This window comes from Afipia sp. GW821-FHT04G03 (assembly GCF_059419985.1).
The window spans coordinates 209,177-235,211 of record NZ_JBWKSV010000001.1 but is presented as its reverse complement, the minus strand read 5'-3'; the positions used below and the strand labels follow the sequence as shown (position 1 = coordinate 235,211).

Below are 26,035 nucleotides of genomic sequence, written 5' to 3'. Positions count from 1 at the left end.
GCGTCCATGACCACGGCCGCCATCAGCAAAGCTTTGGCTCTGACGATCGGCGAGCCCGCGGGCATCGGTCCTGACATCGCAATCGCGGCATGGCTCAGGCGGCGTGAACTCGACCTTCCCGCGTTCTATCTGATCGGCGACGGCGCATTCATCGCGGACCGCGCGCGTGCGCTTGGCGTCAGCGTCGAGACCGCCGAAGCGAGCCCCGAGAGCGCTACGGGAATCTTCGTCGACGCGCTTCCGGTGGTAAAGACCGGCGTTACGGCGACGGCGAAACCGGGCCAGCCAAACGACAGCAGCGCGCCGGCTGCGATTGCATCGATCCGGCATGCGGTGGCCGATGTGATTGCCGGACGCGCCGGTGCGGTCGTCACCAATCCGATTGCCAAGAGCGTGCTCTACCGCGCGGGTTTCTCCCATCCGGGTCATACTGAATTTCTCGCGCAGCTTGCCGCCGCCGTGAACGGCACGGTGCCGCATCCGGTGATGATGCTGTGGTCACCGCAACTCGCCGTCGTACCGGTGACGATCCATCTGCCGCTGCGCGACGCCATCACGCAACTCACCAGCGATCTGATCGTGAAAACGGGACGCATCGTCGCGGCGGATCTGAAGGCGCGGCTCGGTATCGCCCGCCCTCGCCTCGCGGTCTCTGGACTCAATCCACATGCCGGCGAAGACGGTTCGCTCGGCAACGAGGACCAGTCGATCATCGCACCCGCTGTCGCCGCGCTTCGTCAGGACGGCATCGACGTGCGCGGACCGCTGCCCGCCGATACCATGTTTCATGAGACTGCGCGAAAAACCTACGACTGCGCGATCTGCATGTACCACGATCAAGCGCTGATCCCGATCAAGACCATCGCGTTCGACGACGGCGTGAACGTGACGCTGGGACTGCCGTTCATCCGCACCTCGCCGGATCACGGCACCGCGTTCGACATCGCGGGCACCGGCCGCGCCAACCCGTCAAGCCTGATCGCGGCACTGCGTCTCGCCGCGCACATGGCGTCGGCATCCGGCACATGAGCGCCATCGACGATCTGCCGCCACTGTCCGATGTCATCCGGCGTCATGAACTATCGGCGCGGAAATCGCTCGGCCAGAATTTCCTGCTCGACCTCAATTTGACGTCGCGGATCGCGCGCGCTGCCGCGCCGCTGGAAGATGCAACCATCGTCGAGATCGGACCCGGTCCCGGCGGGCTGACTCGCGCGCTGCTAGCGCAAGGCGTCAGGCGCGTGATCGCGGTCGAGCGCGACGAGCGCGCTATCCCTGCGCTTGAAGAAATCGCGCAGCGTTACCCCGGGCGGCTGACCATCGTGAACACCGACGCGACAACGTTCGATCCGCGCCCGCATCTGAACGGCGAGCGCGCCAAGATCGTCGCCAACCTGCCTTACAACATCGCGACCATGCTCCTGATCGACTGGCTCAGCGCCGAGCCGTGGCCGCCATGGTATGACATGATGGTGCTGATGTTTCAGCGCGAGGTTGCCGAACGGATCGTCGCGCGTGAAGACGATGAAGCGTATGGCCGCCTCGGCGTGCTGTCGAACTGGCGGGCGGAAACCAAGATCCTGTTCGACATTGCGCCGGGCGCTTTTGTGCCGCCGCCCAAGGTCACGTCGTCCGTCGTCCGGCTGATCCCGCGCGCCGCGCCTGAGCCGTGCGACCGGCGGATGCTGGAGCGCGTGGCGGCCGCAGCCTTCGGCCAGCGGCGGAAAATGCTGCGTCAGAGCCTCAAATCGCTGGGCGTCGATCCCGCGCTGTTGGCAGCCGCTGCGGGTGTCGAGCCGACGCGCCGCGCGGAGACGATCCCGGTGTCCGGCTTTGTTGCCATGGCGCGGGAATTGACCAATATACAGCCCGCAAAATCAAGGGCGATCCAAGGAGAAAACTGAAATGGCCGTGCTGCGCCGCCAATCCATCGTGAAGTTCGATGCTCCGCTCTGCGAAACCATTGCGGAAACCCCGAAGCCGCAAGGCCGGGAGGTTCTGGTGCGGATCGAGCGCTGCGGCCTGTGCCATTCCGACCTGCACATCCAGGACGGTTATGCTGATCTCGGCGGCGGCAAGAAACTCGACACCACGCGCGGCATGACGCTGCCGTTCACGCTGGGCCATGAAATCGCGGGCATCGTCGATGAAGTCGGCCCCGACGTGGACAAGGCGCTGATCGGCACCAAGAAGGCGGTCTTTCCGTGGATCGGCTGCGGCCAGTGCCGCGACTGTCTCAACGGCGACGAGAACCTGTGCGCGCGCAATCGCTACCTTGGCGTCGCCATCGACGGCGGTTTCGCCAGCCATGTGCTGGTGCCCGATGCCAAGTATCTGCTCGATTACGATCCCCTGCCCGTCAACGTCGCAGCGACCTTGATGTGTTCGGGCGTCACCGCCTACGGCGCGCTGAAGCGCCTCGTCAATCGTCCGCAGCAGCGAAACCTGCTGCTGATCGGCCTCGGCGGTGTCGGCATGATGGGACTGTCGTTCGCGCCCGCCATGTTCAAGCAAAAGATTTCCGTCGCCGACCTCAGCGCGGACGCGCGCGAGACCGCGCTGAAGAACGGCGCGTCGGTCGCCTACGATCCGTCAGAGGCGGACATCGCCAAGCGCATCCTCAAGGAGACCGACGGCGGCTTCGACGCGGTCGTCGATTTCGCGGGCAACGAAAAGTCGATGAACTTCGCCATGAGCGTGCTGGCGCGCGGCGGCAAGATCGTGGTGTCCGGCCTGATGGGCGGAAACTTCAGCCTGCCGATGGTGCAGTGGATCTACAAGCGCATGACCATCGAAGGCTTCATCACCGGCACCTTGTCGGAAGCGCACGAGCTGATGGCGCTGGCTCGCGCCGGCAAGATCAAGCCGACACCGATGAAAGAAGAGCCGATGGCCGACGTGCAGAAATGGATCGAGCAGTTGCGCGCAGGCAAGGTCGTCGGCCGCATCATGCTGACGAACTAACGGCGGTTACTTCCCGCCGTCGATCCGGGTCGCCATCCAGATCATGTGACGCGCGCCGCTACGTGATCCGGTGGCGCGGATCGGAACTTCGTCGACGTTGAAACCCGCCTTGCGCAATCGCTGCGTAAAACGCGGATTCGGTCCCGACGACCACACCGCCAGCACACCATCTGGCCGCAGCGCCACGCGCGCGGCGGTCAGTCCCTTCGAATCGTAGAGCGCGTCGTTGGCGTCACGGGTCAGGCCTTCGGGACCGTTATCGACGTCGAGCAGAATGACGTCGTAGGCCGCGCGCTCCGACTTTATCAATTTGCCGACGTCCTCTTCGCGGATGCTGACACGCTTGTCCGTCAGACTGTCGCCGAACAGGTCCGCCATCGGTCCCCGCGCCCACGCAACGACTTCAGGCACCAGTTCGGAAACAATGATTCTGGCATCGTGCCCAGCCACGGTAAGCGCCGCGCGCAACGTAAACCCCATGCCGAGGCCACCAATCAACATGCACGGCTTCTTGCGCGGCTGAACCCGTCGCCACGCCAGCGTCGCGAGCGCCTCCTCTGACCCGCTGAGGCGGCTGTTCATCAACTCGTTCTGACCGAGCTTGATGGAAAATTCCTTGCCTCTGCGCATCAGGCGAAGCTCACCGCCGCCCGGCACCTGCGCGGTATCCAGCAAAACCCATGGGATCAAGAATCGGTCCTCGGTTCAGTGCGTACGTTGCGTGAAAACACGCTGATATGCGCGCTTCGTTACACCAAAACGGGTTCCGCTGCGCCACAATTGAAGACGGAACCCCGCGCCCGAATGTTGCCTCAGCGTTTCCGGATTTGCGGCCTATTCCGACCCAACTTGTCCCGGACAACGCCGCAAGGGAATTGGTTTCGAGTTGCGTAAGGGGGACAGAATGTCAAACCGAGCCGCCATCATTGCGCCTGCCGTCATCGCCGGCTGCGTTTCAATCTTCAGCATCATGTCCGTGCCGGCGACCGCCGAGCCGGCCGCAGAACCCGCCGCTGAAAGTGCTCCTGCAAACGAATGTCTCGCCGCGCCGAAGCGCGAGACCCCTGCGGGGGCGCATTGGTACTATCGGCTCGAAAAAGGCACCAAGCGCAAATGCTGGTATCTCTCGGATGCGGGCGGCAAGCTGAAGAAGACCACGAAGCCGACAGCCGCCGCGGAAGAAGGCGCTCCTCCTGCCAGCAAGCCGATGCAGAAGACGGTTGCGAACGCCCGCGCCGAACTGACGGCAGGCTCGTCCGACGAAGATCCGACGCTCGCGGAGACGACATGGCCCCCGCTGACGCCCTCCGCCGACACCACCGCTCACCAAGACAATCAAAGCGCCGCGGTCCAGCCCGCGCCTGAACCCGCTGCTGCGCGGCAAGGCTGGAATCTCGCCTCGCGCTGGCCGGAGACGACTGCCGTTGCATCCGCTGAAAATCAATCCGGTGCAAATGCACCTACAGCGAACGCAATACCCGCCAATGCGCCTGCACCGGTTCAACCAGCGCCTGCCCTGACACCGGACCGCCTTGCAGCGGCGGCCCCTGCCACGCCCACACCGGCGGCGACGCCTGTCGCTGCAACTCAGCCTGCCACCGCCACGGAAACCGCTGACAGTGAGACTTTCTCGGTCCGTGTCTTGCTGGCTTTGCTCGTTTGCCTTCTGGCGCTCGCAGCCATCGTCGGCCCGATGATCTTCAAATACGTCCGGCCGCGCCGTCGCGAGGAACAGCCCGCACGCAACCAGCGCCGCCCGATCTGGGATGCGAGCATGTCCGGCGAAGCCATCCGGCAGGATAACCCGCGCGTGACATCGCCCGCGCTTTATGCGGAGACCCTTCCCGAACCGCGCGTCCTGGACGAGACAACCGACGAAATCGAGGAACTGCTGGCGCGGGCGTCGAAGCGCTCGGCTGCGTAGAGCGGGAAAGACCGGCGGGCGATCCCGCCGTCCTACTTCTCCAATTGCTTCTGAAGATCGCGCACGAAACCGGACAATCCGGTCTGGCGCACGCGCTTGAGCCGCTCGGCCTTGAGAATGGTCACGACCTGCGAATACGCCTCGTCGAGATTGCTGTTGGTGACGACGTAGTCGTATTCCGCCCAGTGGCTCAGCTCATGGCTGGCTCGGCTCATGCGACCGGCGATCACCTCATCGGAATCCTGAGCACGGGTATGCAACCGCTTTTCAAGATCGGCTGCGGACGGCGGCAGAATGAAAACGCTGACCACGTCGTCGCGCGCTTTCTCGCGCAACTGCTGCGTGCCTTGCCAGTCGATGTCGAACAGCACGTCCTGTCCCGATGACAGCGCATCCTCGACAGGTCCGCGCGGCGTGCCATAGGAGTTATCGAACACGGTGGCATGCTCGAGCAGGTCGCCGCCTTTCACCATGACGTCGAACTTCGGTTTGTCGATGAAATAGTAATGCTCGCCGTCAGCTTCGCCAGGACGCATGGGGCGCGTGGTGACCGATACCGACATGCGCAGGTCCGGCATTTTCTCGATCAGCATTCGCGCCAGCGTGGACTTGCCCGCGCCCGACGGCGACGACAGCACGAACATCAGCCCTCGCCGCTCTACGCCTTTCAAGGTGCCCCCCGCCGCCATCGTTCGTCCCTATTCCAGATTTTGAACCTGCTCGCGAAACTGCTCCACCACGTTCTTCATCTCAAGCCCGGTGTTGGTCAGTTCGATGTCGTTGGACTTCGAGCAGGTGGTGTTCACTTCGCGGTTGAACTCCTGCGCGAGGAAATCCAGCCGCCGTCCCACCGCGCCGCCCTTGCCGAGCAATTCGCGCGTCTGCGCGATGTGCGAGGCGATGCGGTCGAGTTCTTCACGGATGTCCGCCTTCGCCGCGATCATGATGGCTTCTTGGCTGAGACGATCCGGATCGAAACGATCGGACGCGTCGAGCAAGGCGGCGACCTGTTCGGCGATCCGCGCCTTGATCGCCTCCGGCTTGCGGCCTGGGGCGGCCTCGGCGCGCTTTGCGAGACGTTCGATCTCGTCCATGCGCTGAGAAAGGATCTGGCCGAGCGCTGTGCCCTCGCGCTTGCGCATATCGATCAGGCTTTGCAACGCCTGCTCGAACGACGCCGTCACAGCCGCGCGCGCCGCCTGCAATTCGGCTTCATCGCTTTCCGGCTCGACGACTTCGATCACGCCCTTGATCGCCAGCAGCCCGTCGACACTCGGCGCGGTTGCGCCGGTTCGGGCAGAAATATCGCCCGCAACCTTCAGGATGGCGGACAGCACATCGTCATTGATCTGGATGGTTGTGGCCGTGCCGGTTCGCTTGACGGACAGGTTGGCGTAGACGGTGCCGCGGGACAGCAGCTCCGCAGCGCGTTTGCGCGCGGGCGCCTCGATGTCGTCCCACCCCGCCGGAAGCCGCAGGCGGAAATCGAAGCCCTTGGCGTTGACGGATTTCAGTTCCCACTCGAACGCATATGGTCCGCTGGTGCCGTGGCTTCGCGCAAAGCCGGTCATGCTCGACAGCGCCATTGCGATATCGTCTCCGTTACAGGCAAATCATGGGTTCAGCTTGTCCCCGAAATCGGGAAAGCGCGCAAGGGAACGAACGCGGGAGCTAACAAGCGACGCAGCAGAGGCTACTGCGTCTTCTCTTCCCCGGGCTCCGGCTCGGCGGGCGCGGTCGATGGCGCGCGCTTGGCGGTCCGTTTGCGTGACGCCGCAGCACCCTCCGCGGGCGGCTCGCTTGCCATGATGCTGGATGGCACCTGAGCCTTCGGCGCGGTGCCCTTGGGAGCCGCCTTGGGCGCAGCCGCCGGTCTGGCAGGAGTTGCCGTCGCGGCAGGAGCCCCCGGCGCAGGCGTCGCCGCTGTGGTCGGCGGCTGCTGATCGTCAGCCTCAACGGTGTCGTTTTGCTGCTGACGCTCCAGCGAGCGCAGCTTCGCGACGCCCTTCTGATGCTGGTCGTAGGTTTCCGTGAACGTATGTCCGCCGGTGCCGTCGGCGACGAAGAACAGGTCGCGGGTGCGGGCGGGATTGGCGGTTGCTTCCAGCGAGGCGCGCCCCGGATTGGCGATCGGACCCGGCGGCAGCCCGTCGATCACATAGGTGTTGTATGGCGTCGGCTGCTGGATTTCGCTGCGCTTGATCGGCCGGCCGAGCGTGCCCTTGCCGCCGACAAGGCCGTAAATGATAGTCGGGTCGGACTGCAGCTTGATGCGCTGACGCAGACGGTTGCTGAACACCGCGGCGACACGGCTGCGCTCATCGGCCTTGCTGGTTTCCTTCTCGACGATGGAAGCCAGCGTCACAAGCTGCTCGGGCGTGCGCACCAGAATGTCCGGATTGCGTCGCGCCCAGATGTCGGCGAGCACGCGCTTCTGCGCCTGCTGCATACGCTGGATCACCTGATCACGCGGGGTGCCGCGCGGGAAATTGTAGGTGTCCGGCAGCAGCGTGCCCTCGCGCGGCTGCTCTTTCAGCGAGCCTGCGAAAATATCGCTGTCCTGCAACCGGGCGACGATCTGCTCCGACGTCAGGCCTTCCGGAATCGTGAAGGAATGCTGCACCACCTTGCCTTCGACGATGGTGTTGATCACGTCGCGCAGGCTGGCGTTCTTCTGAAACAGATACTCGCCGGACTTGAGGCCCGAGCGTGCATTAAGCGCCAGCACGCTGCCGATAAACGTCCACCGGTCGGCCGAGATCACACCGGCGCGTTGAAGGATGTCGCCGATGTCGGTCATGCCCGCGCGCGGGGGAATATTGACCACCTTGTCCTCGGTGAGCGGACCTTTGGTCTCGATTGTCTTCTTGCCGTAGAAGAAGACACCTCCGGCCAGAACCATCGCGACGATCAGAAAAGTGATGATCGCGTTACCGACGACGACGAAGGTATTCCGCGCGCGCTGCGAATGCTTCGGCGGCTGCGGCACCTGCTCGGGCTCGAGCGCCGCGCGGGGCGAACGGGGCGCAATGGGAGGTCTCTGGCTCATCGAAGCAACCTAAAATCCTGCAGGCAGTTTAGCTTGTTGATTCAGCGTTATACGCGCGCCCGTGAGATAAATTATGTCTGAATACGGCAAAACCTTGAAGACAATCGGGACGCCGCCTTCAGCTTTTAATCCTTGATGCGCGGTCGTCGCGCGAAATCGTCATTATGCAGATTAGAATGTTTAATTCGCCAGGCGCCTGACCACCAGCGACGCATTGGTGCCGCCGAATCCAAACGAATTCGACAATGCGACATTGATTTCGCGCGGCCTTGCCTTGTTCGGAACGAGATCGATGGCCGTCTCGACCGACGGGTTGTCGAGATTGATCGTCGGCGGCGCGACATTATCCCGAATCGCCAGGACACAGAAGATTGCCTCGATGGCGCCGGCCGCGCCGAGCAGATGCCCGGTGGACGACTTGGTCGACGACATCGAGACCTTCGAGGCCGCGTTGCCGAGCAGCCGCTGTGCCGCACCGAGTTCGATCTCGTCGCCGAGCGGCGTCGAGGTGCCGTGCGCGTTGATGTAGTCGATGTCAGAGGCCGTCACGCCGGCGCGCTTCATCGCGGCGCTCATGCAGCGATACGCGCCGTCGCCATCCTCGGCGGGAGCGGTAATGTGATAGGCATCGCCTGTCAGACCGTAGCCCACGACTTCGGCGTAAATCTTCGCGCCGCGCTTTTTCGCGTGCTCGTATTCCTCGAGCACCACGACGCCGGCACCCTCGCCCATCACGAAGCCGTCGCGATCCTTGTCATAGGGCCGCGACGCGATGGTCGGATTGTCGTTGTACTTGGTGGCCATCGCGCGCAACGCGCAGAAGCCGCCCATGGCCAGCCGGTTGACGGCGGATTCCGCTCCGCCCGCCACCATGACGTCGGCATCGCCGAACGCGATCAGGCGGCTTGCGTCGCCGATGGCGTGCGCGCCGGTCGAACAGGCGGTGACCACCGCATGGTTCGGGCCCTTGAGCCCGTGCTTGATCGAGACATAGCCCGACGCAAGATTGATGAGACGGCCGGGAATGAAGAACGGCGACAGCTTGCGCGGGCCGCGCTCCTTCAGGATCACCGCGGCTTCACCGATTCCCTCGATGCCTCCTATGCCGGAACCGATCATGGTGCCGGTGGCGCAGCGATCTTCCTCGGTGGTCGGGTGCCAGTTGGCGTCGTCGAGCGCCTGCGTCGCGGCGGCCATCGCGAAGACGATGAAATCATCGACCTTGCGCTGCTCCTTCGGCTCCATCCAGTCGTCGGGATTGAAGGTGCCGTTGGTGCCGTCGCCGCGCGGAACCACACATGCGATCTGGCAAGTCAGATCGGAAACGTCGAAATGCTCGATGCGCCTTGCACCGCTTTCGCCGTTGAGAATCCGTTTCCAGGTCGGCTCAACGCCATTGGCGAGCGGCGAAACCATGCCTAGGCCCGTGACGACAACCCGCCTCATACGTCCATCTCCGACTCATTCAGCAACGCCAAACCAGCGCCACGAAGACAGCAAGACGGCGGGTCGTTCGATTACAACCCGCCGCGCGTCGTCGTGGCTGCGCGTTGGCGTCAGCTCTTTGCGTTCTTCTCGAGGAACTTGGTGGCGTCGCCCACAGTGAGGATGGTTTCGGCGGCGTCGTCGGGAATTTCGCAGCCGAATTCCTCTTCGAACGCCATCACGAGTTCGACGGTGTCGAGGCTGTCAGCGCCGAGATCGTCGATAAAGCTCGCAGCATCGACAACCTTCTCGGGCTCGACACCAAGGTGCTCGACCACGATCTTCTTAACTCGCTCGCCAATCTCACTCATCGTTTAACCTCGTGCTTGTTCCATTAAACTCGACCGCAAAACGATACGAGCCCCTCGCGGTGCGAAAAATTACGAATTCGTGCCGTCCGTACCACGCGTTCCCGTACCCCGCCAGTCGAGCGGGATTACCGAAACGGCGGCTAGCGCCGGAACGGCAATATACGGGGTTTGGCGATCCTGCAATGGCGTTTTCCCCAACCGATTGCCGTTCGGTTACCATACTTCCCCGGAGTTGACCACACGGCCCCGGGTGGCGTCCAGCAGCCTTCCCGCTTGACAAAAAACCAGCGGGAACAAGGCTCAAATCATGGCCATTCCGCCGTTCACATGGATTGTCTGGCCGGTGACGTAGGCCGCCTCGTTGGACGCGAGATAAACGGCTGCGGCAGCGATGTCCTCCGGCGTCCCGAGCCGCCCGGCGGGCACCTTGGCGAGCACCCCTTCGCGTTGCTTTTCATTCAAAACGTCGGTCATCGGCGTTGCGATGAAACCGGGTGCGATGCAGTTGGCCGTCACGTTGCGGCGGGCGTATTCCGCGCCGACGGATTTCATCATTCCGATCAGCCCGGCCTTGGACGCCGCGTAGTTGCCCTGCCCGGCGTTGCCGGTGACGCCGACCACCGATGTGATCGCGATGATTCGTCCGAACCGTTTGCGCATCATCAGCTTGGTCGCGGCGCGCGCGAGGCGAAACGTGGCGGTCAGGTTTACCCGGATGACGTCGTCAAAATCCTCGTCCTTCAACTGGACGAAAAGATTGTCGCGCGTGATGCCGGCATTGGCGACGAGAATGTCGAGCTGGCCCATTGCCTTCTCTGCGGCAGGAACCAGCGTTTCGACGTCCGCCATGTCCGACAGATTGCACGGCAGCACATGCACGCGCTCTTTCAACTCGCCGGCCAGCGTGTCGAGTGCTTCGCGCCGTGTGCCCGAGATCGAAACCGTCGCGCCTTGCGCGTGAAGCGCGCGCGCAATTGCGCCGCCGATGCCGCCGGTCGCGCCGGTGACGAGTGCGGTCTTGCCTGTCAAATCGAACATGTCGCCCCCTTGGATCGATCCCAAGTCAGAATTGGTGCACCGTTTGCCGCAAGAAAATGCCGCTCGTCAATGACCCCTGCCCAATCTCTTGTCACAAAACGGCACGAACCGGCCGGGTTTTCGCGGCCTGATGGCACCTCCCTTGCATATTTCTTCGCATCGCAACGGAGAACACGCCGATGGCCCCGACCCAAGTCCCGTCACATCCCGCCGGTCTGCAAAAAGTGCTCGGTCCGTTTCAGCTCTGGGGAATAGCCGTCGGGCTCGTGATCTCCGGAGAATATTTTGGATGGAGTTACGGCTGGAACACCGCGGGCACGCTCGGTTTTCTGGTCGCAACCGTGCTGGTCGCAACGATGTACACGACCTTCATCTTCAGCTTCACCGAACTGTCGACCGCAATTCCCCATGCAGGCGGGCCGTTCGCCTATGCGCGCCGCGCGTTCGGACCGACCGGCGGCTTCATCGCGGGCTTTGCGACCCTGGTCGAGTTCGTTTTCGCGCCACCTGCGATTTCTCTCGCCATCGGCGCTTACCTCAATGTGCAATTTCCGGGCATCAATCCGAAATTCTTCGCGCTCGGAGCTTATGTCATCTTCATCGCGCTGAACTGGATCGGCGTCGGCATCGCCGCTGCCTTTGAATTGTTCGTCACGGTGCTCGCCATTGCCGAACTGCTCGTGTTCATGGGCGTGGTCGCGCCGGGATGGTCGATGGCGAATTTCGTCGCCAACGGCTGGGCCGGCAGCAATACACTCAATGGCGCAGCGATTTCCGGCATCTTCGCATCGATTCCCTTCGCGATCTGGTTCTTCCTCGCGATCGAAGGCGCCGCGATGGCGGCCGAGGAAGCCAAGGATCCGCAACGCACGATTCCGGTCGCCTACGTCGCGGGCATTCTCACGCTGGTCCTGCTTGCATTCGGCGTCATGATCTTCGCCGGCGGTGTCGGCGACTGGAGCAAGCTCGCCAACATCAACGACCCACTCCCACAGGCCATGAAAGTCGTGGTCGGTGAAAACAGCGGCTGGCTGCACATGCTGGTGTGGATCGGCCTGTTCGGACTGATCGCTTCGTTCCACGGCATCATCATGGGCTATTCGCGCCAGATCTTCGCGCTGGCGCGCGCCGGCTATCTGCCGAAGACGTTCGCTGCGCTCAGCCCGCGCTTCAACACGCCGCATCGCGCGTTGCTGGCGGGCGGTGTCATCGGCATCATCGCAATCTTCAGCGACGAATGGGTGCAGTTCGGCGGGCAGACGCTCACCGCCAACATCGTGACCATGTCGGTGTTCGGCGCGATCATCATGTATCTGATCTCGATGGCGGCGCTGTTCAAGCTTCGCCAGAGCGAACCCGACCTGGTCCGGACCTACCGCGCGCCGTTCTATCCGGTGTTCCCGGCCATCGCGTTCGGACTCGGGCTCGTTTGCCTGTTCGCCATGGTGTGGTTCAATGCTATGCTGACGCTGCTGTTCCTCGTGCTGATGGCCCTCGCCTACGCCTACTTCAGAATGACGACGGGTCAGCGCGACGCGGCAGCGCCGGACGAGATGCTGAGCGTCACCGCGAACTCCGTGCCCGCTGAGTAAGCCTCTGCAGCCGATGAGGTGAAAACCGTTGCTCTATCGCACCGCTATCGACCAGCAACTGTTCGCCTTCGACGACCTGAAGCAGGTGATGGCGTTCGCCTCACCTGCACGCTCGGGCGACACTCTCGCAGGCATCGGCGCCGCCACCGCGCAGGAGCGGATGGCGGCGCGCCACGTGCTGGCGGAGGTGCCGCTCAAGCAATTCCTCACAGAAGCGCTGATCCCCTACGAGGACGACAACATCACGCGGCTGATCATCGACAGCCACGATGCGAAGGCGTTCGCGCCGGTGTCGCACATGACCGTCGGCGATTTCCGCAACTGGCTGCTGTCCGACCAGGCGACGACCGAGGCGCTCGCAGCACTTGCGCGCGGCCTCACGCCGGAAATGGTCGCCGCCGTCTCCAAGATCATGCGCAATCAGGATCTGATCGCCGTCGCGCGCAAGGTTCGCGTCATCACGCGCTTCCGCGACACCATCGGACTTGAAGGCCATCTATCTGTACGCCTGCAACCGAACCATCCCACCGACGACCTGCGCGGCGTGGCGGCGTCCACGCTCGACGGCTTGTTGATGGGGTCGGGCGATGCGGTGATCGGGCTCAACCCGGCGTCCGACAGCATGCCGGTGCTTGGCGATCTGTTGCGAATGCTGGATGAAGTCATCCAGCGCTTCGAGATACCCACGCAAAGCTGCGTGCTGACTCATGTCACCAATACCGTAAAGCTTGCGGAAAGCGGTGCGCCGGTGGATCTCGTGTTCCAGTCGATCGGCGGCACCGAGAAAACCAATCTCTCCTTCGGCGTCACGCCGGAAATTCTGGATGAGGCACAGGACGCAGCGCTGTCGCTGAAGCGCGGCACCGTCGGCGACGACGTGATGTATTTCGAGACGGGACAAGGCAGCGCGCTGTCGGCCGACGCAAATTTCGGCGTCGATCAGCAAACCTGCGAGGCGCGCGCCTATGCGCTGGCGCGGCGCTACAAGCCGCTGCTGGTGAATACTGTGGTCGGCTTCATCGGCCCGGAATATCTCTACGACGGCAAGCAGATCATCCGCGCCGGTTTGGAGGATCACTTCTGCGGCAAGCTGCTCGGCCTGCCGCTCGGTTGCGACATCTGCTACACCAACCACGCCGAAGCCGATCAGGACGACATGGACACGCTGCTGGTGCTGCTCGGCACAGCCGGCATCAGCTTCATCATGGGCATTCCCGGCGCGGACGATGTGATGCTCAACTATCAGAGCACGTCGTTCCATGACGCACTCTTTCTGCGCGAAACACTCGGCCTGAAACGCGCGCCCGAGTTCGAGGCGTGGCTGCAACGAATGCAGATCACCGACGCCGCCGGACGCCTCCGACCGCCCTCGCCCAACGCGCTGCTCGGCGGCATGGGCAATCTCAAGTCGCTGGTCGCATGACGAAAGATTCCGTCACACAAAGTCCTTGGGGCGATTGGCGCAGCGTCACGCCGGCGCGGCTTGCGCTTGGCCGCGTCGGTGCCGGGATGCCGACCGACGAGGTGCTGAGGTTCGGCTGGGCGCACGCGATGGCGCGCGATGCAATTCACGCCGCGCTCGATGTGCCGAAGCTCGAAGCCGCGCTGCACGCACAAGGCTGGACCACTGCCCATGTGCGCAGCCACGCGCCGGATCGCACCACCTATTTGCGCAGGCCGGACCTCGGCCGCGTGATCGACCCCGACGAGATCGCGAAGTTGCGCGCGGAACCGATCCTGCCGAGCGACATCTGTATCGTGGTCGGCGACGGGCTGTCGTCGCTGGCTGTGGACCGCCACGCCGCACCACTGCTCGCGGCACTGAAGCCGCTTCTTGCGGAGGAGCTGAAGCGCGCGCCGGTCGTCATCGCCACGCAGGCCCGCGTCGCGCTGGCTGACGAGATCGCGGAACTGTTGAAAGCAAGGTTGTCGATCATGCTGATCGGCGAGCGGCCGGGGCTGAGTTCACCCGACAGTCTCGGCATCTACATCACCCATGCGCCGTTCAAGGGCCGCAACGATGCCGGACGCAACTGCATTTCCAATGTTCGGCCCGAAGGACTGAGTTATGCCGCTGCCGCATTCAAGCTGGCGTGGCTGGTGCGCGAGGCGCTGGGCCGTGGACTCACCGGCGTGGACCTGAAGGACGAAAGCGATCTGGCGCTACTCGGGGACCGAAACGCAGCGCGCTTGTCAGCGTCGGACAAGAAATAAATCAGGTCATGTTGGTTTCTTTTTCGGCTTCATGGTCGTGACTTTGTAGACCTTGCCGGTCTTGTCATACGTGGTCCATTCGCCCGTCTGCTCGCCGTCCTCGAAATGACCGGAGCGCATCCGCACACCGTCTTTGCGGAACCACTCCCAGTAACCAGTCATGACTCCGTCAATAGTCTGACCGCGCGCCCAGACGCTGCCGTCCTTGTGATACTGGATGTGAGTTTCCGGTTTGGCTTTCTTCTTCAAGGCTCGTCCTCCGCGAAGGCATCTTACCCAAACTGACCGCCGCACACAGCGCGGTGATTATGCGTCGGCGCGAGACAGGCCGCGCGTTTTCGCAAAATAAAAGCCGCGCCACCCGAAGGTGACGCGGCCATGGCCGTTCTGTTGCTAGGTGGACCTACCCCGAATGGTTACGCCGCGAGGCGCACTTCATTCATGCGAACGTTATCGTTTGCATTTAGGTTTTGACCCGATAACGGCGGTATCATGCCGAGCACACTTCAAAGCTTCTTCACGGCCATCGAACCTATTTCGCCCCCATCAGAAACGGTTGAACCTGCCAGCTCTAACCGCTTCTGGTGGAGGCGCCGGGGTACTGCCCCCCGGGTCTGCCCGTAGTCCGCCTTGAGATTCAGCGCCATCGTCTTGCGACAGAACCAATATATGCGAGATTTCGCGCTTTGTAAGGTGCAAAAAGCCCGCGCTCCGGTGCGGCAACAGGCAGCAGCGAGGAACGGAACCTACTTCGCCGCAGCAAGCGCGGCCTTCGCAGCCTCGATGTCGGCTGGTCCACCGACCGACACCCCGACGGCGCCGTCTGCGATGCGCTTGACCAAGCCCGACAGAACCTTGCCCGCGCCGATTTCGAGAAAATGCGTCACGCCTTGCGACGCCATGTACGCAACACTCTCGCGCCAGCGCACGGTGCCGGTGACCTGCTCAACCAGCCGCTTGCGGATTTCATCCGGATCGGTGATCGCGGTCGCCAGCACGTTGGAAACCAGCGGCGCTTTCGGCTTGTTGATGGTGACGCTAGCCAGCGCCTGCGCCATTGCATCGGCGGCGGGCTGCATCAGGCGGCAATGGAACGGCGCGGACACCGGCAGCAGCATGGCGCGCTTGGCGCCCTTGGTCTTGGCGATTTCGAGCGCGCGCTCGACGGCGGCCTTGTCGCCGGACACCACAACCTGTCCGCCGCCATTGTCGTTGGCGGCCTGACAAACCTGCCCCTGCGCGGCTTCTTCCGCAACCGCCACCGCGGCCTCGTAATCGAGGCCCAGCAATGCCGCCATCGCGCCGACACCAACCGGCACGGCTTTCTGCATGGCGAGGCCGCGCGTGCGCAGCAGCTTCGCCGTGTCGCTGATGGTGAAACTGCCGGCGGCGGCCAGCGCCGAATATTCGCCAAGCGAATGACCGGCGACGAAGGCCGCATCGCGCGCGATGTCGATACCCGCTTCAGTCTCCAGCACGCGCAGCGTCGCCAGCGACACCGCCATCAGCGCGGGCTGCGCGTTTTCGGTGAGTTGCAGCGTCTCTGCCGGACCGTCCCAGATGATGGCCGTCAGCTTTTCACCCAGCGCTGCATCCACCTCGTCGAACACGGCGCGGGCTGCCGGAAATGCGTCGGCTAGTGCCTTGCCCATACCGACGGTCTGCGATCCCTGCCCCGGAAATGTGAATGCTGCAGTCATGGAAGTCCCCTCAAAACGATAGGCCGTAAGACACCGCCGGGGCGGCCAGTGTCAAGCTGTGGTGCCGCGGCGCGACGAAGAATCGGCCACCGGCTTGCTCGCCCACTGACCCGGCAGGCCATTGAACGACCCAATTGGAACAGTATCCACCGCTGCGCGTTTTCAATACGGGGCACCCAACCGGAGTGCGCACCATGGAAAATGATCCGCGCAAGCCACAGACGCTAGCTCTCGCCCCGGTCCTGATTTTCGCGCTGGTGCTGGTCGCCGTATTCGGGGCGGCGCTGGTGACGGCCTTCGACCGCAACCCGGTCGTTGTCACCGCCGTGGACAACCCGCCGCCAGGCACAACGGGACTGGCAAAGTATCGACCGACAACAGAGCGGCGCTGATTATGAATAACAACCTGGATGACGCCGTCGGCGGCAAGCGCGCCTATCACAAGTTCCTGTGGGGCGCGCTCATCGGCGTCGTCATTCTGGGCGGGGCGCTGACCTATTCCAGCCAGCGCATGGACGTCGGCAAGGTATTTCCGATTGTCGGGCCTCCCGACAATGCCGGGGCGTCAAAATCGGCGGATGCTAAATAGGCGCGACTGTCGGCCAGACGCACCGGAAACAGCTACAGATGGGCTTTCAGGGCCAAATCGACCCTGTTTTGCCTTGCACCCAGCGCCGAAACCCTTATAACGCGCCTATCCGTGGATCCCGGCCGGGAGCTGAACGGACGGTCTCAGCAATTTCACCTTTGGCGAATTTGATGTGACAGGGCCAGTCGGTCCGTCGTCCCGTGCTTCCGCCTTCTGAGCAATATCGAGTCCTTTCCGAAGGTCTCGAAGGGCTTGCCGCCAGGAACCGCGCTAACATTGGAAAGGACTCCCATGCCTCTTTATGAGCATGTTTTTCTCGCGCGTCAGGATGCGAGCGCCCAGCAGGTCGAGGAATTCACCACGCAGATTACCGGCGTGATCGAAGGTCTCGGCGGCAAGGTCACCAAGACCGAGAACTGGGGCGTGCGCTCCCTCACCTATCGCATGAACAAGAACCGCAAGGCGCATTTCATGCTGCTGAACATCGACGGCCCCGCAGCGGTGGTCGCCGAGATCGAGCGGCAGGAACGCATCAGCGAAGACATCATCCGTTACATCACCGTTCGCGTCGACGAGCTGGAGGAAGGCCCCTCCGCCATGATGCGCAAGTCCGAGCGTGACCGCGACGAGCGCGGTGGCGGCGGCTTCCGTGGCGACCGTGAAGGCGGCGGTTTCCGTGGCGGCGATCGTGAAGGCGGTGGCTTCCGTGGTGATCGTGGTCCGCGCCGTCCGCGTGATGAAGACGCAACCGCGTCGGTAGAGGAGTAAGAACCATGGCTGAAGCAGGTGCACGCCGTCCGTTCTTCCGTCGCCGCAAGACGTGCCCGTTCACGGGACCGAACGCGCCGAAGATCGACTACAAGGATTCGAAGTTGCTGATGCGTTACGTGTCCGAGCGCGGCAAGATCGTGCCGAGCCGCATCACGGCCGTGTCGGCCATCAAGCAGCGTGAACTCGCCCGCGCCATCAAGCGCTCGCGGTTCCTCGGTCTGCTGCCTTACGTGATCCGCTAAGACAATCAGAACCGGCGGATCAATCCGCCGGTTCTTCTTCTCATAACACCACGGCGTCGTGCCTCGGTGGATGGTTGGGGTTCCAAAGACCTCTAACCGCTCGAAAGGAGCGGGACAGCTGATGATGACAGGTATCCTCATTGCACTGGCGGCCGGCCTCGCGTCGGCGACGATGTTCGCGTCCATCGTTTCGGGCGCGCTGATTTCGCTCGTGCTGTTTTACCTTGCGCCGCTGCCCTTGATGGTGGCCGCGCTGGGTTGGGGATCGGCGACCGCACTGATCGGCGGTATCGTTGCAGCACTCGGCCTCGGCTTCATCTTCGGCATTCCCTACATGGCCGCCTTCGCGCTCACCATCGCCTTGCCGGCGTGGTGGCTCGGACACTTGGCGCTGCTCGCGCGTCCGGTCTCGAACGATCCGCAGCTCGCCAATCTTGCGCCGGTGCTCGACTGGTATCCGACCGGGCGCATCCTGGCATGGGCGGCGCTGTTTGCGGTCATTACCACGGTCAGCGCGCTGCTGACTCTCGGCTCCGATGACGCCACGATCAACGCCGCGCTGCGCCGTGGCCTGCAACGCATCATGGGCGGACGCGGGACGGCCGTTCCTTCGGGTGAGACCGACCGCGTGGTCGATGCGCTGGTCGCGGTCGCACCCGGCGCCGCCACCATCATCGCGATGATGACGCTGACGCTCAATCTGTGGCTCGCCGCGAAAATCACGGCGACGTCCGGCCGGATGAAGCGGCCGTGGCCCGACCTGCGCACCACCATGCTGCCGCGGATGATGCTTGTCGCATTGCTGGTTGCGGTTGCGCTGTGCTTCGTCGGCGGACTGCTGGCCATGCTGGCGCAGATCGCAAGCAGCGCAATGCTGATGGCCTACGCCATCACCGGCTTCGCTGTGCTTCATACCGTGACGCAGACGTTCTCGGGCCGCAGCTTCGTGCTCGGCGCGGCCTATGCCGGGACACTGTTCATCGGCTGGCCGCTGCTCGGAATGATCAGCCTCGGCCTCGCCGACGCCGTCTTTGGAATTCGACAAGCCTACTGGACGCGGCGCGGGCCACCGCCCATGCCGACAACCTGAAGTTCAACTCTCACTCTGAAATCCAACTCAACCTTTAGATCGAACGGAGAATTCAAAATGGAAGTCATTCTGCTGGAGCGCGTGGCGAAACTCGGCCAGATGGGCGATGTGGTCAAAGTGAAGGACGGGTTCGCCCGTAACTTCCTGCTCAAGCGCAACAAGGCGCTGCGCGCGACCAAGGACAACCGCGAGAAGTACGACGGCATGAAGGCCGACCTCGAGGCCAAGAACATTCAGGCCAAGGGCGAAGCGACCAAGGTCGCCGAGAAGATCGACGGACGCAATGTCGTCATCATCCGTCAGGCGTCGGAAACCGGCCAGCTTTACGGCTCGGTGTCGGTGCGCGACATCATGGCGGCGCTGGAGAAGGACGGCGTCTCGCTGAACCGCTCGCAGGTTCTGCTCGACGCGCCGATCAAGACCATCGGCCAGCACAAGATCACCATCGCGGTGCATCCGGAAGTCGAAGTGCATGTTTCGACGACGGTGGCGCGCTCCGAGGTGGAAGCCGAACGCATCAACCGCGGCGAAGACGTCAACAGCCGTCAGGAAGACCGCGACGCGGCTGCCGAGGCGATCGCCGCCGCCGGCGAGTTCTTCGATCCGGAAGCGCAGCACGACGACGTTGCCGAACCGGCCGCTCCTGCCGAAGAGAAATAAGGCTCCGGCACCAGCCATCTGCGAAAAAAGCCCGGCCTCATCGAGGCCGGGCTTTTTGTTTAGCTGACGACCATCGGCGCGATGGCCTGATCGATCATCGCAATCGATGCCAGCGCGGTGGCCGTATGCTTTTCCGAGCCATCGATCACACAGAACACATCCGCCGCAACCACCGAGACCTGACGTCCCGGCTTGATCACGCGCGCGCGGCAGATCAATCGCTCGCCCGATGCCGGCGACAGCAAGTTCAGTTTATACTCGGCGGTCAACGCGGCCTGCCCCTTGACCGTGGCGGCGGCGATGGTCGTCGCATTGTCGATCAGGAACGCCGTGACACCGCCGTGGAAAAATCCATTCTGTTGCAACAACTCCGGACGGCGGTCGACGGACAGCACACAGCCGCCGCGCGTGAGATCGCTCACTTCGGCGCCGACATGAGTCATGAAGCCCTGACGCATGACGTTGCTGCGAATATGATCGGCAATCGGCGCGAATTCCGCATCGGCCTGAAGCATCATCGATCTCCGTGTGTGGTCAGCGCGCGAACCGCGCAGGCGATCAGCACCTCGGCATGGTCGCGCGGATCGGACGGATCGCGGCCTGACAGCCACGCCCGGCAGACGAACTGCGCCGGGCCGATGATCTGGCTGAAGAACAGCGAGGCCTGCATCGGCAGCAATTCGCCGCTTGCGACCAGCGGCGCGCGCCAGGCCTCGACGCCTTCCGCGACCGTCGCATTCCGCGCCTTGCGCGCATCGCGCACGTCCTTCGCCCACTCGCTGCGCGAAATCTCGAACAAAAAATTGGCTTCGCGGCGGTTGTCGACGACCCATGCCAGATGCGTGCGGATCAAGCGCGCGATGCCCTCCTCCGCGCCGGGCGGAGGATCAATCACATCGAGCATGGCGATGTGATAGCGCCGCAGCACTTCGAGAAACAACGTGCCGGCCAGTTCGCGCTTGGAGCCGAAGAAGTGAAAGAAGCTGCCGTTCGATGCGCCCGCACGCTGGCGGATCGCAGCCACTGTCGCACCCTCGAAACCGTCGCGCTCGAACACAGCGAGCGCCGCATCCAGCAGATCGTCGCGGGCACCAGACATGGCCGATCAACTCCGAGCGTGAGAGACGCTAGATCATTGCTCTAGAGTAATACTCTAGTCAAGGCAATCAAAGGCGTCGACCGCGTTTCCACGGACCATTCGGTGCTCGGTTCGAATTTAACGGGAGATCGGCGGTTCTGGCTTGCCGGCGGGCACAACCGACGCGCTGGGGGCAGCGGCTTTCGGAGCCGGCGGCGGACCCATATCGATCGTCAGCGGGCCGGAGGGAATCTCGACCTTCGGCGGAGCAGCGGCCACCTCGGCGGGCCTCTCCGCTTCCTTTGGCCGATTCTCGCCATCCTTCGGCGCAGGCGTGACAGCCGGAACGGGATCCGGGCGTGTGCCTTCGACCTTGGCGGTTTCAGACTTGGCAGTTTCAGACTTGGCCGCATCAGACTTTGCTGAATCAGAATTGGCCGAATCAGATTTGGCTGAATCCGGCTTGCCCGCGTCAGGCGCGCCTGAGGCGGATTTGGCCGCTTCATCCTTGCCGGGCTGATCCTTCGCGGCCTCGTGCCGGTCCTCGATCTTCGGCGGTGCGCCGTCCTTGCCAGCCTTGCTTCGGGCTGCCTGCCGCGCCGCTCTGCGCTCGGCGGCGGCCTTTTGGCGGGCGGTCTGGGCATGTTCAGGAGTCGCGCCCTCCAGCCCGTCAGCATCGGGCTTCGAGGCTTCGCGCGTGGGCTTGCGGCCCTTGCTTGCTTGTTCGGGACCGGGCTCCTGGGACGGTTTCGCGCCGCCTTTGGCTTCCTGGCCTTGCCGGGTCAGATTTCCCCCGCCCGGCGCTGCGTTGGCCGCGCCATTGGACAGGACATAGGCGCTCATGGCCGCGGCCATGTCTGAACTCGTGGTGTAGTGCTGGCGGAGGAAACCCGGCAGCGATCCCGGTGAAACACCCTTCAGCAATCCGCGCGCGCTCTTGTGGCACAGCGAACAGGTGCTGGAAAAAATCTGGGATGGAGGCTTGCCGGCTTCGAGATTCTGCGCCCGCGCCGGGATCGTCCCGAAACAGCCCAACACAAAAGCCACCGCCGCCAAAATGAGCGCTCGGCCCAACATCCAAGGTCTCCAGATATACAGCCGGTCAGGGGTCAAAGACGTTCGACCCCGCCCTCGGCCTCGCGGTCACCTTTAGCGGATTATACTGCGAATGGAAGTACCGAGATTTCGCATGTGCGTGAGCCTGTTTCGGGCCGCGGCAGGTGCTCTTTTCCGGCTCAGCACGGCCCGCTTCCCAGCCGAAAACGCAGACCTGCCTTTCGCACGGGCGCCATACGGCAAATTGCGATTGAAACCGGGCCAGAAAATACCAAGATTTGGAAGGTCGCCATAATTGGATCGTTGGACATGCGTTGGATGGATCGTCTTTTGCGGTTTTTCCTGAGCCAGTTCATTCGGCGTGGTTCGATAACCTTCACGACGGCTGCGGGGGCCACCTTCACCTGCGGCGACGGCACCGGGCAGCCGATCGCGGTCAGATTTTTGACCGCCGAAGCCCAGCGCCACCTGCTGCTCGATCCCGAGCTCGCGATTGGCGAAATCTACACCGACGGCGACTTCATTATTGAAAACGGTTCGATTGCCGATCTTCTCGCGGTCGCGCTCGATCAACCCGACATGGTGCCGCGCTGGTCGCGGGTCCGCTGGTGGCTTCGCTACCTGATCCGGCACTGGCAACAGTTCAATCCACCCGCCCGTTCCAAGCGCAACGTCGCCAGCCATTACGATCTGGACGGCCGACTCTATCGCCTCTTCCTCGACGCGGACATGCAGTACAGCTGCGCCTACTTCGAGACGCCGGACTCCACCCTCGATGACGCGCAGCTTGCCAAGAAGCGCCACCTCGCCGCGAAGCTGCTGGTCAAACCGGGCCACCGTGTGCTCGACATCGGCTGCGGCTGGGGCGGCCTCGGGCTGTATCTCGCGGAAATGACTGGCGCGCATGTCACCGGCATCACCCTTTCCGAGGAACAGCTGGGAGTGGCCAACGCGCGCGCCGGCGAATTGAACCTGACCGACCGCGCGACATTCCGCCTGCAGGACTATCGGAACACGCCCGGCTCCTTCGACCGGATCATTTCGGTGGGCATGTTCGAGCATGTCGGCATCGACTATTACGACACCTACTTCAAGCGCTGCGCGGAACTGCTCGGCGACGACGGCGTGATGATGCTGCATTCGATCGGACGCTCGGAAGGACCCGGCATCACCAACCCGTGGATCGCCAAATACATTTTCCCCGGCGGCTATATCCCGGCGGTGTCAGAGGTGCTGCCTGCGATCGAACGCGCCGGGCTTCTGGTCGACGACATCGAAATCCTGCGGCTGCATTATGCCGAAACGCTGAAGGCCTGGCGCGAGCGCTTCCTCGCCCGGCGCGAAGAAGCTGCCAAACTTTATGACGAGCGCTTCGTTCGGATGTGGGAGTTCTATCTGGCGTCATCCGAGATGTCGTTCCGCAAGCAGAACGTCATGGTGTTCCAGATCCAGCTCAGCAAGCGGCAGGGCGTGGTCCCGATCACCCGCGATTACATCGGCCGTGAGGAACAGCGGCTGCGCGAGGTCGAAGCCGCGAAACGCCCGATGCTGCGGATGGCCGGCGAGTAAGCGGACTCACGATTGCTTCCCTCCCCGCGCCGTCGCCTTGCGATGCGAGCGCAGATACCGCGTTCGCATCATATCAAGGTTAGCCGGCCTTCTCGACCGCGGCGCCGCTGTCAGCCCAATCCTTGAAGCCGCCGGCGTTGTAGACCTGACCGTAACCCATGTCCTTCAGCACCTTTCCGCTCAGCGCGGAACGGCCGCCGGAAGCGCAATAGACAATCACGGTCTTGTCCTTGGCGAAATTCTTGTCGTGGTAGGGCGAGTCCGGATCGGCGCGGAATTCCAGCATGCCGCGCGAAACGTTGACCGCGCCGGCGATCTTGCCGCTCTTTTCCACTTCGTTCGGATCGCGCACATCGATCACGAGGATGTTGCCCTTTGCGACCATCTCGCTCGCCTCGGCTGGCGTGATCTTCGGCACGGCCGCGTTGGCCTCACCCATCAACTGCTTCACACTGGTTGTCATGTCGCACCTCTTGTTGAAGGAAAACGATCACCCCAGACCCGGCTTCGCAGGTCAGGATCGCCGCAAGCGGCCGGAACGTAGGGTGAAACCAGCGGTAGCTCAATCCTCCACTCTGACGCACATTAACCACCGCAGCGATCATCGATTGCGACCGATCCATTGCCGGTGCAAGTTCGGTGCATGGCCCGGTGGCGGAAAGTTACGCGGGGGCGCCGCAAACGCTTCACATCCTGGTTCAAATCCAGGCTGGGCCTCCAAAATTCGCGAACCACGGAAAGGTGGCTGAGTGGCTTAAGGCACCGCTAACGCGGCACACGGGCGACCGTGTCGAAGGTTCGAATCCTGTCCCTTTCCTCCAAATTGTCGAATTGAAACCGCCGCTTCCTTGATTGGAGGCGGCGGTTGATCTTTGCGGCTCGTCTTTTTCGCAACGGAACTCGCGCGGGTATGGGCGGGGAAAATTGAGGACGTGCGCAAAACGATCGCACCACGCAAAGCAAGCCTTCCCGGCCTTTTCTTTTCACCGTGAACAACGGGGAAAGTTTGGGTCGGGCATTTCGCTGGCGACTCTGAAAGTATTAGGTAGCAGACCGCTTCGTGCGTCCGCCTGCCCAACTTTCATCCGAATAAAAGATCAATAGACGTCTATGGCCATTCCTGATTCGAACATTATCAAGCTCGCGCCGGAAGCCGGCTCGCCGGCCTACCGAACCGCGCCCCATAATATCGAGGCCGAACAGGGACTTCTCGGCGCCATTCTGGTCAACAACGACGCCTTCTACCGGGTTTCGGACTTCCTCGAGCCGAAACACTTCTACGAGCCGATCCATCAGCTCATTTTCGAGACCACGTCGAGCATCATCCGCGCTGGCAAGATCGCAACCCCGGTGACGCTGAAGACCTTCGTTCCGGCGGAAACCGACATCGGCGGCATGACGGTCGCGCAGTACCTTGCCCGCCTCGCCGCCGAAGCCACCACCATCATCAACGCGCAGGACTACGGACGGACCGTTTACGATCTGTCGATCCGGCGCGATCTCATCCGCGTCGGCGAGGACATGGTCAACGTCGCGTTCGACGCGCCCGTGGATTTCGCGCCGCGCGCGCAGATCGAGGACGCAGAAAAGAAGCTCTACGATCTCGCGGAGTCCGGCCGCTACGACGGCGGCTTCCAGAAATTCTCGCAGGCGCTGACGGTTGCGGTCGATATGGCCGCTGCAGCCTACAGCCGCGACGGCAATCTGTCGGGCCTCTCGAGCGGTCTGCGTGAAATGGACGTCAAGATGGGCGGCCTGCAATCGTCCGATCTGATCATCCTTGCCGGCCGTCCGGCCATGGGCAAGACGGCGCTCGCGACCAACATCGCCTACAACGTCGCGCGGTCATGGCGCGGCGAAGTGCAGGCCGATGGCCAGATGAAATCGGTCAATGGCGGCATCGTCGGCTTCTTCTCGCTCGAAATGTCGGCGGAGCAGCTCGCCACCCGTATTCTGTCCGAACGCACCGGCATCTCGTCGAGCTTGATCCGCCGCGGCGGCATCAGCGAGCGGGATTTCGATAAAATCCGCGACCATTCCATCGAGATGCAGAACCTGCCGTTCTATGTCGACGACGGCGGCGGCCTGTCGATCTCGCAGCTCACCGCACGCGCGCGGCGGCTGAAGCGGCAGAAAGGTCTGGACCTGCTCATTATCGACTACATCCAGCTTCTGTCGGGCTCGGGCCGCAAGTCGGACAACCGTGTGCAGGAAATCACCGAAATCACCACCGGCCTGAAGGCGCTGGCCAAGGAATTGAACGTTCCCATCATCGCCCTGTCGCAGCTTTCGCGTCAGGTGGAGAACCGCGACGACAAGCGCCCGCAACTGTCCGACCTGCGTGAATCGGGATCGATCGAGCAGGACGCCGACGTCGTGCTGTTCGTCTACCGCGAGGAATACTATTTGCAGAGCAAGGAGCCGCGGATCGGCACGCCCGAGCACGAGAAGTGGCAGCTCGATATGTCGCTGGTCCACGGCAAGGCCGAGGTCATCATCGGCAAGCAGCGTCACGGCCCCACCGGCACCATCAATCTGCAATTCGACGCCAACGTCACGCGGTTCGGCGATCTCTCCCACGACGGACAGGTGCCCGAGCGATTTGGCAACTAAGCGATTTCGGGCGTCTGATAATATAGCGCGTATTCTGGTCGCAAAACCGGTGCCACCTTGGCGGAATACGCGCTGGCACACGAGAGAGTG

The 26,035-nt window shown here is 63.0% G+C and carries 28 protein-coding genes, 2 tRNA genes and 1 other RNA gene; 17 read left to right on the top strand and 14 right to left on the bottom strand.

Annotation, left to right across the window (positions count from 1 at the left end; genetic code table 11):
- The first annotated feature begins 6 nt into the window (after window positions 1-6).
- Genes pdxA through AC07UB_RS01225 form a run of 3 tightly spaced genes read left to right on the top strand, consistent with a single transcriptional unit; the run spans window position 7 to window position 2,964 of the window.
- A complete protein-coding gene (gene pdxA / locus AC07UB_RS01235) occupies window positions 7-1,029 on the top strand; it encodes a 4-hydroxythreonine-4-phosphate dehydrogenase PdxA (RefSeq protein WP_492789421.1) in 1,023 nt (340 codons plus the stop codon).
- Window positions 1,026-1,904: a 16S rRNA (adenine(1518)-N(6)/adenine(1519)-N(6))-dimethyltransferase RsmA gene (gene rsmA, locus AC07UB_RS01230; protein WP_492789422.1), complete on the top strand. Its 879-nt coding sequence runs from the start codon at window positions 1,026-1,028 to the stop codon at window positions 1,902-1,904. The genes pdxA and rsmA overlap by 4 nt, the downstream gene beginning before the upstream one ends.
- Window position 1,905: 1 nt before the next feature.
- Window positions 1,906-2,964, top strand: coding sequence for an alcohol dehydrogenase (locus tag AC07UB_RS01225; RefSeq protein WP_492789423.1), 1,059 nt, complete (start codon window positions 1,906-1,908; stop codon window positions 2,962-2,964).
- A 6-nt stretch (window positions 2,965-2,970) separates the two neighbouring features.
- On the opposite strand, the gene AC07UB_RS01220 is transcribed toward AC07UB_RS01225, so the two are convergent.
- Window positions 2,971-3,654 (bottom strand): spermine/spermidine synthase domain-containing protein, encoded by a 684-nt coding sequence (locus AC07UB_RS01220; RefSeq protein WP_492789424.1) that lies wholly within the window; start codon window positions 3,652-3,654, stop codon window positions 2,971-2,973.
- 214 nt (window positions 3,655-3,868) lie between these two features.
- On the opposite strand from AC07UB_RS01220, the gene AC07UB_RS01215 reads away from it, so the two are divergent.
- Complete coding sequence (locus AC07UB_RS01215) at window positions 3,869-4,888, top strand: hypothetical protein (protein ID WP_492789425.1); 1,020 nt, start codon at window positions 3,869-3,871, stop codon at window positions 4,886-4,888.
- 32 nt (window positions 4,889-4,920) lie between these two features.
- On the opposite strand, the gene gmk is transcribed toward AC07UB_RS01215, so the two are convergent.
- From gmk to fabG, 6 genes are all read right to left on the bottom strand, one after another.
- Window positions 4,921-5,577, bottom strand: coding sequence for a guanylate kinase (gmk, locus tag AC07UB_RS01210; protein WP_492789426.1), 657 nt, complete (start codon window positions 5,575-5,577; stop codon window positions 4,921-4,923).
- A 9-nt stretch (window positions 5,578-5,586) separates the two neighbouring features.
- Window positions 5,587-6,474: a YicC/YloC family endoribonuclease gene (locus AC07UB_RS01205; RefSeq protein ID WP_492789427.1), complete on the bottom strand. Its 888-nt coding sequence runs from the start codon at window positions 6,472-6,474 to the stop codon at window positions 5,587-5,589.
- A 107-nt stretch (window positions 6,475-6,581) separates the two neighbouring features.
- The gene (gene mltG, locus AC07UB_RS01200; RefSeq protein ID WP_492789428.1) at window positions 6,582-7,937 is read right to left on the bottom strand and encodes an endolytic transglycosylase MltG; all 1,356 of its coding nucleotides are present in this window, start codon (window positions 7,935-7,937) and stop codon (window positions 6,582-6,584) included.
- 180 nt (window positions 7,938-8,117) lie between these two features.
- A complete protein-coding gene (fabF, locus tag AC07UB_RS01195) occupies window positions 8,118-9,383 on the bottom strand; it encodes a beta-ketoacyl-ACP synthase II (protein WP_492789429.1) in 1,266 nt (421 codons plus the stop codon).
- 110 nt (window positions 9,384-9,493) lie between these two features.
- Window positions 9,494-9,733: an acyl carrier protein gene (locus tag AC07UB_RS01190; protein ID WP_006020277.1), complete on the bottom strand. Its 240-nt coding sequence runs from the start codon at window positions 9,731-9,733 to the stop codon at window positions 9,494-9,496.
- 300 nt (window positions 9,734-10,033) lie between these two features.
- Window positions 10,034-10,771, bottom strand: a complete 738-nt coding sequence (gene fabG / locus AC07UB_RS01185) for a 3-oxoacyl-[acyl-carrier-protein] reductase (RefSeq protein ID WP_492789430.1) — start codon at window positions 10,769-10,771, stop codon at window positions 10,034-10,036.
- Between the two features lie 179 nt (window positions 10,772-10,950).
- Here fabG and eat point away from each other — a divergent pair, with 179 nt between their 5' ends.
- The 3 genes from eat to eutC are packed head-to-tail and all read left to right on the top strand — an operon-like array spanning window position 10,951 to window position 14,577.
- Complete coding sequence (gene eat, locus AC07UB_RS01180) at window positions 10,951-12,363, top strand: ethanolamine permease (RefSeq protein ID WP_494652425.1); 1,413 nt, start codon at window positions 10,951-10,953, stop codon at window positions 12,361-12,363.
- Window positions 12,364-12,391: 28 nt separating this feature from the next.
- Window positions 12,392-13,786, top strand: coding sequence for an ethanolamine ammonia-lyase subunit EutB (locus AC07UB_RS01175; RefSeq protein ID WP_492789432.1), 1,395 nt, complete (start codon window positions 12,392-12,394; stop codon window positions 13,784-13,786).
- Window positions 13,783-14,577: an ethanolamine ammonia-lyase subunit EutC gene (gene eutC, locus AC07UB_RS01170; protein WP_494652427.1), complete on the top strand. Its 795-nt coding sequence runs from the start codon at window positions 13,783-13,785 to the stop codon at window positions 14,575-14,577. Before AC07UB_RS01175 ends, eutC begins: the two co-directional genes overlap by 4 nt.
- Window positions 14,578-14,583: 6 nt before the next feature.
- On the opposite strand, the gene AC07UB_RS01165 is transcribed toward eutC, so the two are convergent.
- From AC07UB_RS01165 to fabD, 3 genes are all read right to left on the bottom strand, one after another.
- Complete coding sequence (locus AC07UB_RS01165; protein WP_492789434.1) at window positions 14,584-14,826, bottom strand: toxin-antitoxin system YwqK family antitoxin; 243 nt, start codon at window positions 14,824-14,826, stop codon at window positions 14,584-14,586.
- 125 nt (window positions 14,827-14,951) lie between these two features.
- Window positions 14,952-15,273, bottom strand: a transfer-messenger RNA (tmRNA) gene (gene ssrA / locus AC07UB_RS01160).
- Between the two features lie 50 nt (window positions 15,274-15,323).
- On the bottom strand, window positions 15,324-16,277 hold the full coding sequence (gene fabD / locus AC07UB_RS01155; RefSeq protein ID WP_492789435.1) for an ACP S-malonyltransferase: 954 nt from the start codon (window positions 16,275-16,277) through the stop codon (window positions 15,324-15,326).
- Window positions 16,278-16,471: 194 nt separating this feature from the next.
- Here fabD and AC07UB_RS01150 point away from each other — a divergent pair, with 194 nt between their 5' ends.
- The 6 genes from AC07UB_RS01150 to rplI all read left to right on the top strand — a co-directional run bounded on the left by AC07UB_RS01150 (window position 16,472) and on the right by rplI (window position 19,629).
- Window positions 16,472-16,669, top strand: a complete 198-nt coding sequence (locus AC07UB_RS01150) for a hypothetical protein (RefSeq protein WP_492789436.1) — start codon at window positions 16,472-16,474, stop codon at window positions 16,667-16,669.
- A 2-nt stretch (window positions 16,670-16,671) separates the two neighbouring features.
- The gene (locus AC07UB_RS01145) at window positions 16,672-16,866 is read left to right on the top strand and encodes a hypothetical protein (RefSeq protein WP_494652429.1); all 195 of its coding nucleotides are present in this window, start codon (window positions 16,672-16,674) and stop codon (window positions 16,864-16,866) included.
- Window positions 16,867-17,157: 291 nt separating this feature from the next.
- Window positions 17,158-17,634, top strand: a complete 477-nt coding sequence (rpsF, locus tag AC07UB_RS01140; protein WP_492789438.1) for a 30S ribosomal protein S6 — start codon at window positions 17,158-17,160, stop codon at window positions 17,632-17,634.
- A 5-nt stretch (window positions 17,635-17,639) separates the two neighbouring features.
- Window positions 17,640-17,879: a 30S ribosomal protein S18 gene (rpsR, locus tag AC07UB_RS01135; protein ID WP_492789439.1), complete on the top strand. Its 240-nt coding sequence runs from the start codon at window positions 17,640-17,642 to the stop codon at window positions 17,877-17,879.
- A gap of 121 nt (window positions 17,880-18,000) precedes the next feature.
- Window positions 18,001-18,969 carry a DUF2232 domain-containing protein gene (locus AC07UB_RS01130; RefSeq protein WP_494652431.1) on the top strand — a complete coding sequence of 323 codons (969 nt, stop codon included), beginning with the start codon at window positions 18,001-18,003 and terminating at the stop codon, window positions 18,967-18,969.
- Window positions 18,970-19,026: 57 nt separating this feature from the next.
- Window positions 19,027-19,629 (top strand): 50S ribosomal protein L9, encoded by a 603-nt coding sequence (gene rplI / locus AC07UB_RS01125; RefSeq protein WP_492789441.1) that lies wholly within the window; start codon window positions 19,027-19,029, stop codon window positions 19,627-19,629.
- Between the two features lie 59 nt (window positions 19,630-19,688).
- Here the strand turns inward: rplI and AC07UB_RS01120 are convergent, their stop codons facing one another.
- From AC07UB_RS01120 to AC07UB_RS01110, 3 genes are all read right to left on the bottom strand, one after another.
- Window positions 19,689-20,147, bottom strand: coding sequence for a PaaI family thioesterase (locus AC07UB_RS01120; RefSeq protein ID WP_492789442.1), 459 nt, complete (start codon window positions 20,145-20,147; stop codon window positions 19,689-19,691).
- The gene (locus AC07UB_RS01115) at window positions 20,144-20,728 is read right to left on the bottom strand and encodes a TetR/AcrR family transcriptional regulator (RefSeq protein ID WP_492789443.1); all 585 of its coding nucleotides are present in this window, start codon (window positions 20,726-20,728) and stop codon (window positions 20,144-20,146) included. The genes AC07UB_RS01120 and AC07UB_RS01115 overlap by 4 nt, the downstream gene beginning before the upstream one ends.
- Window positions 20,729-20,845: 117 nt before the next feature.
- A complete protein-coding gene (locus AC07UB_RS01110; protein WP_494652434.1) occupies window positions 20,846-21,784 on the bottom strand; it encodes a hypothetical protein in 939 nt (312 codons plus the stop codon).
- Between the two features lie 288 nt (window positions 21,785-22,072).
- Between AC07UB_RS01110 and AC07UB_RS01105 the strand changes: the two genes are divergently transcribed.
- Window positions 22,073-23,332, top strand: a complete 1,260-nt coding sequence (locus AC07UB_RS01105) for a cyclopropane fatty acid synthase (RefSeq protein ID WP_494652435.1) — start codon at window positions 22,073-22,075, stop codon at window positions 23,330-23,332.
- A 79-nt stretch (window positions 23,333-23,411) separates the two neighbouring features.
- Here AC07UB_RS01105 and AC07UB_RS01100 read toward each other — a convergent pair whose 3' ends face one another.
- On the bottom strand, window positions 23,412-23,795 hold the full coding sequence (locus AC07UB_RS01100) for a rhodanese-like domain-containing protein (RefSeq protein ID WP_492789446.1): 384 nt from the start codon (window positions 23,793-23,795) through the stop codon (window positions 23,412-23,414).
- Window positions 23,796-23,977: 182 nt separating this feature from the next.
- Here AC07UB_RS01100 and AC07UB_RS01095 point away from each other — a divergent pair.
- From AC07UB_RS01095 to AC07UB_RS01085, 3 genes are all read left to right on the top strand, one after another.
- Window positions 23,978-24,052: transfer RNA gene (locus AC07UB_RS01095), tRNA-Cys, on the top strand.
- A 15-nt stretch (window positions 24,053-24,067) separates the two neighbouring features.
- Window positions 24,068-24,153 (top strand) — tRNA-OTHER (locus AC07UB_RS01090).
- A gap of 289 nt (window positions 24,154-24,442) precedes the next feature.
- A complete protein-coding gene (locus AC07UB_RS01085; RefSeq protein WP_494652438.1) occupies window positions 24,443-25,945 on the top strand; it encodes a replicative DNA helicase in 1,503 nt (500 codons plus the stop codon).
- Window positions 25,946-26,035: the final 90 nt, after the last annotated feature.

Bases quoted from the DNA above. Each gene is read 5' to 3' on its own strand.
- pdxA (WP_492789421.1), top strand. From the start codon at position 7: ATGACCACGGCCGCCATCAGCAAAGCTTTGGCTCTGACGATCGGCGAG.
- AC07UB_RS01145 (WP_494652429.1), top strand. From the start codon at position 16,672: ATGAATAACAACCTGGATGACGCCGTCGGCGGCAAGCGCGCCTATCAC.
- fabF (WP_492789429.1), bottom strand. From the start codon at position 9,383: ATGAGGCGGGTTGTCGTCACGGGCCTAGGCATGGTTTCGCCGCTCGCC.
- rsmA (WP_492789422.1), top strand. From the start codon at position 1,026: ATGAGCGCCATCGACGATCTGCCGCCACTGTCCGATGTCATCCGGCGT.
- eat (WP_494652425.1), top strand. From the start codon at position 10,951: ATGGCCCCGACCCAAGTCCCGTCACATCCCGCCGGTCTGCAAAAAGTG.
- mltG (WP_492789428.1), bottom strand. From the start codon at position 7,937: ATGAGCCAGAGACCTCCCATTGCGCCCCGTTCGCCCCGCGCGGCGCTC.
- AC07UB_RS01105 (WP_494652435.1), top strand. From the start codon at position 22,073: ATGCGTTGGATGGATCGTCTTTTGCGGTTTTTCCTGAGCCAGTTCATT.
- AC07UB_RS01130 (WP_494652431.1), top strand. From the start codon at position 18,001: ATGATGACAGGTATCCTCATTGCACTGGCGGCCGGCCTCGCGTCGGCG.
- rpsR (WP_492789439.1), top strand. From the start codon at position 17,640: ATGGCTGAAGCAGGTGCACGCCGTCCGTTCTTCCGTCGCCGCAAGACG.
- rpsF (WP_492789438.1), top strand. From the start codon at position 17,158: ATGCCTCTTTATGAGCATGTTTTTCTCGCGCGTCAGGATGCGAGCGCC.
- eutC (WP_494652427.1), top strand. From the start codon at position 13,783: ATGACGAAAGATTCCGTCACACAAAGTCCTTGGGGCGATTGGCGCAGC.
- AC07UB_RS01205 (WP_492789427.1), bottom strand. From the start codon at position 6,474: ATGGCGCTGTCGAGCATGACCGGCTTTGCGCGAAGCCACGGCACCAGC.
- fabG (WP_492789430.1), bottom strand. From the start codon at position 10,771: ATGTTCGATTTGACAGGCAAGACCGCACTCGTCACCGGCGCGACCGGC.
- AC07UB_RS01225 (WP_492789423.1), top strand. From the start codon at position 1,906: ATGGCCGTGCTGCGCCGCCAATCCATCGTGAAGTTCGATGCTCCGCTC.
- AC07UB_RS01085 (WP_494652438.1), top strand. From the start codon at position 24,443: ATGGCCATTCCTGATTCGAACATTATCAAGCTCGCGCCGGAAGCCGGC.
- rplI (WP_492789441.1), top strand. From the start codon at position 19,027: ATGGAAGTCATTCTGCTGGAGCGCGTGGCGAAACTCGGCCAGATGGGC.
- AC07UB_RS01110 (WP_494652434.1), bottom strand. From the start codon at position 21,784: ATGTTGGGCCGAGCGCTCATTTTGGCGGCGGTGGCTTTTGTGTTGGGC.
- AC07UB_RS01100 (WP_492789446.1), bottom strand. From the start codon at position 23,795: ATGACAACCAGTGTGAAGCAGTTGATGGGTGAGGCCAACGCGGCCGTG.
- fabD (WP_492789435.1), bottom strand. From the start codon at position 16,277: ATGACTGCAGCATTCACATTTCCGGGGCAGGGATCGCAGACCGTCGGT.
- AC07UB_RS01120 (WP_492789442.1), bottom strand. From the start codon at position 20,147: ATGATGCTTCAGGCCGATGCGGAATTCGCGCCGATTGCCGATCATATT.
- AC07UB_RS01215 (WP_492789425.1), top strand. From the start codon at position 3,869: ATGTCAAACCGAGCCGCCATCATTGCGCCTGCCGTCATCGCCGGCTGC.
- AC07UB_RS01190 (WP_006020277.1), bottom strand. From the start codon at position 9,733: ATGAGTGAGATTGGCGAGCGAGTTAAGAAGATCGTGGTCGAGCACCTT.
- AC07UB_RS01150 (WP_492789436.1), top strand. From the start codon at position 16,472: ATGGAAAATGATCCGCGCAAGCCACAGACGCTAGCTCTCGCCCCGGTC.
- gmk (WP_492789426.1), bottom strand. From the start codon at position 5,577: ATGGCGGCGGGGGGCACCTTGAAAGGCGTAGAGCGGCGAGGGCTGATG.
- AC07UB_RS01115 (WP_492789443.1), bottom strand. From the start codon at position 20,728: ATGTCTGGTGCCCGCGACGATCTGCTGGATGCGGCGCTCGCTGTGTTC.